The 7,325-nt window shown below is 65.8% G+C and carries 7 protein-coding genes; 5 read left to right on the top strand and 2 right to left on the bottom strand.

Annotated features, from left to right (window positions below):
- Positions 1–259: 259 nt before the first annotated feature.
- Together ACIP21_RS18955 and ACIP21_RS18950 are read right to left on the bottom strand one after the other, a co-directional pair.
- Positions 260–1,576, bottom strand: coding sequence for a bifunctional DedA family/phosphatase PAP2 family protein (locus ACIP21_RS18955; protein WP_400690591.1), 1,317 nt, complete (start codon positions 1,574–1,576; stop codon positions 260–262).
- 3 nt (positions 1,577–1,579) lie between these two features.
- Positions 1,580–2,266, bottom strand: coding sequence for a DNA-3-methyladenine glycosylase (locus tag ACIP21_RS18950; protein ID WP_400690588.1), 687 nt, complete (start codon positions 2,264–2,266; stop codon positions 1,580–1,582).
- A 276-nt stretch (positions 2,267–2,542) separates the two neighbouring features.
- Here ACIP21_RS18950 and ACIP21_RS18945 point away from each other — a divergent pair, with 276 nt between their 5' ends.
- The 5 genes from ACIP21_RS18945 to mrdA are packed head-to-tail and all read left to right on the top strand — an operon-like array spanning position 2,543 to position 7,325.
- Positions 2,543–3,814: a glutamate-5-semialdehyde dehydrogenase gene (locus ACIP21_RS18945; protein WP_400690585.1), complete on the top strand. Its 1,272-nt coding sequence runs from the start codon at positions 2,543–2,545 to the stop codon at positions 3,812–3,814.
- Position 3,815: 1 nt separating this feature from the next.
- Entirely contained in the window at positions 3,816–4,475 is a 660-nt protein-coding gene (gene nadD, locus ACIP21_RS18940; protein WP_400690582.1) for a nicotinate-nucleotide adenylyltransferase, read from the top strand.
- 44 nt (positions 4,476–4,519) lie between these two features.
- Entirely contained in the window at positions 4,520–4,942 is a 423-nt protein-coding gene (rsfS, locus tag ACIP21_RS18935; RefSeq protein WP_085677132.1) for a ribosome silencing factor, read from the top strand.
- 9 nt (positions 4,943–4,951) lie between these two features.
- Positions 4,952–5,419, top strand: coding sequence for a 23S rRNA (pseudouridine(1915)-N(3))-methyltransferase RlmH (gene rlmH, locus ACIP21_RS18930; RefSeq protein ID WP_008090421.1), 468 nt, complete (start codon positions 4,952–4,954; stop codon positions 5,417–5,419).
- Between the two features lie 16 nt (positions 5,420–5,435).
- Positions 5,436–7,325, top strand: coding sequence for a penicillin-binding protein 2 (gene mrdA, locus ACIP21_RS18925; protein WP_400690578.1), 1,890 nt, complete (start codon positions 5,436–5,438; stop codon positions 7,323–7,325).

The following is a 7,325-nucleotide window of genomic DNA, read 5'->3' as shown; positions in this document are numbered from 1 at the left end:
CCGGAGCAGGCCCCCTCAATACTGGTAACGCAGCAAGGCGTGCGGCAGCGAATGCAGGGCAAAGAACGCCAGCAACGCCACGCACGCCGGCAACACCGGACACCACACTTCAGGGTGAGCTGTTTGCCTGATTGATCCCGGTTGTCGGTGCCGGCCTCTTCGCGGGTAAACCCGCTCCCACAGGGGGAGCACAGGCCTGGAAAGCAGTGCAGTACCTGTGGGAGCGGGTTTACCCGCGAAAGGGCCGGAGCAGGCCCCCTCAATACTGGTAACGCAGCAAGGCGTGCGGCAGCGAATGCAGGGCAAAGAACGCCAGCAACGCCACGCACGCCGGCAACACCAGCCACCACACCTTCTGTGGCATCGGCGTCAGCACCTGGCGATGCTGCACCAGGGTCAGGCTCAGCGCGCACACACAGCAGGCCAGCAAGGCGCCCGCCATCACATCGGTCGGCCAGTGCGCCCCCAGGTACACCCGTGACAGGGCAATCGCCAATGCCGGAATGCACCCCAGCAGCACCCAGGTCAGGCGCATGCGCGGCGGCATGCCGCGCCCGGCCAGCACGGCCAGGGTCAGGAAGAACGCGAACGATGCCGAGCTGTGCCCGCTGGGCATGCTGTAGCTGGTCAGCGGGTCGCTCAGCACCTCGGGGCGGGCCCGGGCGAACAGCCACTTCAAGGAGCCATTGGCCAGCGCCGTGCCGATCAGCGTGCCACCCGCGAACAGGGCGTGACGCCATTGCCGTGCCAGCAGCAACAAGCCGGTCAGCAGGCCGCCCAAAAAGAACTGGGTCTTGAAGTCGCCCAGCCGGGTCACCAGCACCACGGTGCCGTCGATCACCTTGCTGCGGTGCTCCTGCACCAGGGTCATCACGCCCTGGTCGAACGCATGCAGATAGGGCCAGCCGAGAAACACCGCCGCCAAGGCGACGAAGCTGAGGCCGGCGATCAGCCGCGTGCCGTGGCGCTGGTCGCGGATGCTGCTGTTCAGGCTCAGCCCGATCAACACCGCCAGGGTCCCGGCAATGATGCCCGCGTCCAGCCAGAAGCCTTCCGGCAGGGGCAGGCGCATCGCCGCGCCGGTGGCCCAGCCCGGCAACAGGTAGGCCACCGACCAGCCGGCCCCGGCCAGCAGGCTTACGGCGATGAAGCGCGGCAGCGGCATGTCGAACATGCCCGCGACCATCGGCAGCATCGGCCGCAGCGGGCCGATGAAGCGGCCGACCAGCAGGCTGGCGATACCGTAGCGCTGGAAGTAGGCCTCGGCACTGCCGATCCACTCCGGATGGTGGCGCAGCAGCGGCAGGCGGCGGATGTTCTGGTGGAAGTACTTGCCGATGGTGTACGACAGCGCGTCACCGAGCAGGCCGCCGAGGAAACCCAGCAGCAGGGTCTCACCCAGGCTGAAGGCGCCGCTGCCCGCCAGCACCGCGACGGCGAACAGCAGCACCGTGCCCGGCACGATGATGCCGGCGATGGCCAGGCATTCCACGCAGGCCACCAGGAAAATCGCCAGGCCAAGCCACTGGGGATTGGCGCTGAGCCAGCCGGTCAGGCTGTCGAGCCATTGGCCCATGTTTCAGCTTCCTTGTTCGAGAATGGAAAAATCCTGCCCTTCGACTTGCCCGCGGCGCAGCGGGTTCCGGCTGCAGAAGCGGGCGAACGCGGCGTCGACGAAACGGTAGGGCAGGTGCTCGTCGCGGCCATGGGGGATGCCCAGGCGCGCGGCCTGGATCACCACCGGCACGGCGATACCGCAGTCTTCGACGTACAAGCGCTCAGGGTCGAAACGCTGGGCATCCCATTGCGGCACCTTCAGACCCAGGGCCTTGCACAGCAGGGTCTGGCCGGCGCACAGGCGCTCGGCCGGCCGCAGGTTGCCACTGGCATCGGGGTTGTTCAGTTGCATCAGCGCCAGGCTGTTGGCATCGGAAATGGCATCGACCCAGGGGTAGGCGGACTTGATCAGCACCGCGTTGCCCGGGCCCTGGGCACTGAAATTCAGCGAGTCGCCGCCACGGGCGTAGTACATGTAGATGTGCCCGCCGTCGAGGAACAGCGCCTTGCGCTTTTCCGTATAGCCGAGAGAGGCGTGGCTGCCCTTGTCGGTCAGGTAGTAGGCCTCGGTCTCGATGATCCGCGCCGCCAGCCACAGGTCACCGTGGCGGTGGCGGATGACCTTGCCCAGCAGGTCTCTGGCCAGGGTCTGGGCATCGCGGTCGAAAAAGCTGTCGGGCAGGGCGCGGGCAGGGCAGGGTGCTGGCATGCTGGCGGTTCATGATGATGAAGGCCGAGATGATAGCAACGAATGGCTTAATCCAGGCTGAACTGACACGCACCCGTTCGGATTGGTCGCAGGCCCTTGTAGAAGCGGGCTTACCCGCGAAAGGGCCCTGTCAGAAGGTATTTTTCGATAAGCCCCGTTACATCTTTCCTACACATTCCTTTCAGCCATTTTCTACCATCCGCCACCCGCCGCTGGGCGTATACCTGCGCGACAGTTATAATCAGCCGATTTCCCCTTCGCCAAGACACCGAACCCATGACTGAGTCCGTTCTTGACTACATGACCCGCCTGGGTCGCGCCGCTCGCCAGGCCTCGCGGGTGATCGCCCGTGCCAGCACCGCGCAGAAGAACCGCGCCCTGCAGGCCGCCGCCAACGCGCTGGACGCCGCCCGTGCCGAGCTCACCGCCGCCAACGAACTGGACCTGGCCGCCGGTCGTGCCAATGGCCTGGAAGCTGCCTTGCTCGACCGCCTGGCGCTGACCCCAGCGCGCATCGACGGCATGATCACCGGCCTGCGCCAGGTGGCCAGCCTGCCGGACCCGGTCGGCGCGATCCGCGACATGAGCTACCGCCCGTCGGGCATTCAGGTCGGCAAGATGCGGGTACCGCTGGGGGTGATCGGGATCATCTACGAGTCGCGCCCGAACGTGACCATCGACGCTGCCAGCCTGTGCCTGAAGTCGGGCAACGCCACCATCCTGCGCGGCGGCTCCGAAGCGATCCACTCCAACCGCGCCATCGCCACCTGCATCCAGCGTGGCCTGGCCGAAGCCGGCCTGCCGGCCGCGGTGGTGCAGGTGGTCGAGACCACCGACCGTGAAGCGGTCGGCGCACTCATCAGCATGCCCGAGTTCGTCGACGTCATCGTCCCGCGCGGCGGCCGTGGCCTGATCGAGCGCATCAGCCGCGATGCCCGAGTGCCGGTGATCAAGCATCTGGACGGTATCTGCCACGTCTACGTGGCCGAGCAGGCCGACCTGGACAAGGCCTGGAAGGTGGCGTTCAACGCCAAGACCTACCGCTACGGCATCTGCGGCGCAATGGAAACCCTGCTGGTCGACCAGCGCGTGGCCGCAGGCTTCCTGCCGGAAATGGCCCGCCGCTTCCAGGAGAAGGGCGTCGAGCTGCGCGGCTGCGAGCGCACCCGTGCGCTGATCGACGCCAAGCCGGCCAGCGAGGACGACTGGCACACCGAATACCTCGACGCGATCCTGTCGATCCGCGTCGTCGACGGCCTGGATCAGGCCATCGAGCACATCAACCACTACGGCTCGCACCATACCGATTCGATCATCACCGAACACCAGGGCCAGGCCCGCCAGTTCATGGCCGAGGTCGATTCGGCGTCGGTGATGCTCAACACCCCGACCTGCTTCGCCGATGGTTTCGAGTACGGCCTGGGCGCGGAAATCGGCATCTCCACCGACAAGCTGCACGCCCGCGGCCCGGTCGGCCTGGAAGGGCTGACCTGCGAGAAGTACGTGGTGATCGGCGACGGCCAGCTGCGCGGCCAGGAGTCCTGCTGAGTTGAGCAAGGCCCAGGCAGTCCGGCGTATCGGCATTCTTGGCGGCACTTTCGATCCCGTGCACATCGGCCACCTGCGCAGTGCGCTGGAAGTGGCCGAGTTCATGGCGCTCGACGAGCTGCGCCTGCTGCCCAACGCCCGCCCGCCGCATCGCGACACCCCGCAGGTGGCGGCGCAGGATCGCCTGGCCATGGTCCGCGAAGCGGTGCAGGGTGTCGCTTGCCTGAGCGTCGATGCCCGCGAGCTGGAACGTGACAAGCCGTCGTACACCCTCGACACGCTGGAATCGATCCGTGCCGAACTGGGCACCGACGACCAGCTGTTCCTGGTGCTGGGCTGGGATGCCTTCTGTGGCTTGCCCACCTGGCATCGTTGGGAAGAACTGCTGCAACACTGTCACATCCTGGTGCTGCAACGCCCGGATGCCGACGTCGAACCACCCGACGAGCTGCGCAACCTGCTGGCGGCGCGCTCGCAGAGCGATCCCACCGCCATGTCCGGCCCGGCGGGGAATATTTCGTTCGTCTGGCAGACACCGCTCGCGGTGTCGGCTACACAGATCCGACAGCTGCTGGCCAGCGGCAGATCGGTGAGGTTCCTGGTGCCGGACGCCGTACTGGCCTATATCGAGGCGCACGAACTGTATCGTGCCCCTAACTGACGGTGCCCCAGGGCGCCTCATCCAAACGAGTTGAAGAGTTTTATATGAGCAAGCAGAAAATCAATGGCGAAGCACTGGTCAAGTTGACCATCAGCGCCCTGGAAGACGTCAAGGCCCAGGACATCCAGGTCATCGACGTGCGTGAAAAGCACAGCCTGACCGACTACATGATCATCGCCACCGGTACCTCCAACCGCCAGATCAACGCGATGCTGGAAAAGGTCCGTGAAGCGGTCAAGAAAGAAGGCGCGCAGCCACTGGGCGAAGAAGGCAAGGGCGACAGCGACTGGGTACTGCTGGACCTGAACGACGTCATCGTCCACATGATGACCGCCGCTGCCCGCCAGTTCTACGACCTCGAGCGTCTGTGGCTGGGGGCCGAGCAGAGCCGGGCCGCCGATGCCAAGCACCACAGCCCGGAGAACGCCAGCGACTACTTCACCGACAAGCTCAAAGACCGGGAATAAGGAAGCGTCGTGCGTCTGCGCCTGATCGCGGTCGGCTCGCGCATGCCCAAGTGGGTCGAGGAAGGCTGGCATGAATATGCCAAGCGCCTGCCCCAGGAGCTGTCGCTCGAGCTGGTGGAAATCCCGCTGAACACCCGTGGCAAGAATGCCGACGTCGCCCGCCTGATCCGTCAGGAGGGCGAAGCCATGCTGAGCAAGGTGCAGCCCGGGGAACGGATCGTCACCCTCGAGGTCCATGGCAAGCCCTGGAGCACCGAGCAGCTGGCCACCGAACTGGACCGCTGGCGCCTGGACTCGCGCACGGTGAACTTGATGGTGGGCGGCCCGGAAGGGCTGGCGCCGGAGGTCTGCGCGCGCGCCGAGCAACGCTGGTCGCTGTCGCCGCTGACCTTGCCGCACCCGTTGGTAAGGATACTCATCGGCGAGCAGATCTACCGCGCCTGGACCGTGTTGTCCGGGCATCCTTACCACAAATGAACCTGTAAGCCGTCCGATGTCGCAGCCGATCCGTCTCAAGGACCACGAGAAAGACGCCCGCCTGGTGCGTAACCGCGTCGTGGTCGGCGCGGTGGCGATCATGCTGCTCATCAGCGTGCTGATCGCGCGGCTGTACTACCTGCAGATCATCCAGTACGACTATCACTCCACACTGTCGGAAAACAACCGGGTGCACGTGCAGCCGATTCCGCCGACACGCGGCCTGATCTTCGACCGCAATGGGGTGATAATCGCCGACAACCGGCCCAGCTTCAGCCTGTCGATGACTCGCGAACGTGCGGGCAACTGGCAGGAAGTGCTGGATACCATCGTCGAAGTGCTGGAATTGACGCCAGACGACCGGGCGCTTTTCGAAAAGCGCATGAGGCAGGGCCGCCGGCCATTCGAGCCGGTGCCGATCCTGTTCGAACTGAACGAAGACCAGATTGCCCGCGTGGCGGTCAACCAGTTCCGCCTGCCCGGCGTGGAGGTGGTCGCCCAGCTGGTGCGGCATTATCCCCAGGGCGCGCATTTCGCCCACTCGGTCGGCTATGTCGGGCGCATCAACGAAAAAGAGCTGAAGAGCCTCGATTCGGTCAACTACAGCGGCACCCACCACATCGGCAAGACCGGCATCGAGCGCTTCTACGAGCCCGAGCTGCACGGCCAGGTGGGTTACGAGGAAGTCGAGACCAACGCCCGTGGCCGCGTGCTGCGGGTGCTCAAGCGCACGGATCCGCAGCCTGGCAAGGACATCATCCTGAGCCTCGACATCAAGCTGCAGGAGGCCGCCGAGGCCGCCCTGGGCGGGCGTCGTGGCGCGGTGGTGGCGCTCGACCCACGCACCGGCGAGGTGCTGGCGATGGTCAGCCAGCCGAGTTTCGACCCCAACCTGTTCGTCACCGGCATCAGCTTCAAGGCCTACGCCGAGCTGCGTGATTCGATCGACCGGCCGCTGTTCAACCGCGTGCTGCGTGGCCTGTACCCGCCGGGCTCGACCATCAAGCCGGCGGTGGCCATCGCCGGCCTCGACAGCGGCGTGGTGAATGCCAGCAGCCGGGTGTTCGACCCGGGCTACTACCAGTTGCCCAACTACGACCACAAGTACCGTAACTGGAACCGCAGCGGTGACGGCTGGGTCGACCTGGACACCGCGATCATGCGTTCCAACGACACCTACTTCTATGACCTTGCCCACAAGATGGGCATCGATCGCCTTTCGGGCTACATGAACAAGTTCGGTATCGGCCAGAAGGTCGCCCTCGACATGTTCGAGGAGTCGCCGGGGTTGATGCCGTCTCGTGAATGGAAGCGTGCCACCCGGCGCCAGGCCTGGTTCCCCGGTGAAACACTGATCCTCGGCATCGGCCAGGGCTACATGCAGGCCACGCCGCTGCAACTGGCCCAGGCCACCGCGCTGATCGCCAACAAGGGCGTGTGGAACCGCCCGCACCTGGCCAAGACCATCGAAGGCCAGCCGCCGGTGGACCCCAACCCGATGGAAGACATCGTCCTGCGCGACAAGTCCGACTGGGCCAAGGTCACCCACGGCATGGAGCAGGTCATGCACAACGCCCGCGGTACCGCGCGCAAGGCTGCGGCCGGCGCCCAGTACCGCATCGCCGGCAAGAGCGGCACCGCCCAGGTGGTGGCGATCAAGCAGGGCGAGAAATACGACCGCAACAAACTCCAGGAGCGCCACCGCGACCACGCCTTGTTCGTCGCCTTCGCCCCCGCCGACGACCCCAGGATCGTGGTCTCGGTGATGGTCGAGAACGGCGAGTCCGGCTCCGGCGTCGCCGCCCCCGTGGTGCGGCAGATCATGGACGCCTGGCTGCTCGATGAGAACGGCCGGCTCAAGCCTGAATTCGCTCCTGCCACCGTCGCCCAGGAAACGGCTCCGTGA

The sequence above is a fragment of the Pseudomonas sp. NPDC089401 genome (genome assembly GCF_044749485.1).
Taxonomy (GTDB): domain Bacteria; phylum Pseudomonadota; class Gammaproteobacteria; order Pseudomonadales; family Pseudomonadaceae; genus Aquipseudomonas.
Note: the sequence above shows the minus strand (reverse complement) of the source record. Positions and strands in the feature narration are given on the sequence as shown.

What these genes read in the sequence shown, in the direction of transcription:
- ACIP21_RS18955 (WP_400690591.1), bottom strand. Translation starts at nt 1,576, where the DNA reads ATGGGCCAATGGCTCGACAGCCTGACCGGCTGGCTCAGCGCCAATCCC.
- rsfS (WP_085677132.1), top strand. Translation starts at nt 4,520, where the DNA reads ATGAGCAAGCAGAAAATCAATGGCGAAGCACTGGTCAAGTTGACCATC.
- ACIP21_RS18945 (WP_400690585.1), top strand. Translation starts at nt 2,543, where the DNA reads ATGACTGAGTCCGTTCTTGACTACATGACCCGCCTGGGTCGCGCCGCT.
- ACIP21_RS18950 (WP_400690588.1), bottom strand. Translation starts at nt 2,266, where the DNA reads ATGCCAGCACCCTGCCCTGCCCGCGCCCTGCCCGACAGCTTTTTCGAC.
- mrdA (WP_400690578.1), top strand. Translation starts at nt 5,436, where the DNA reads ATGTCGCAGCCGATCCGTCTCAAGGACCACGAGAAAGACGCCCGCCTG.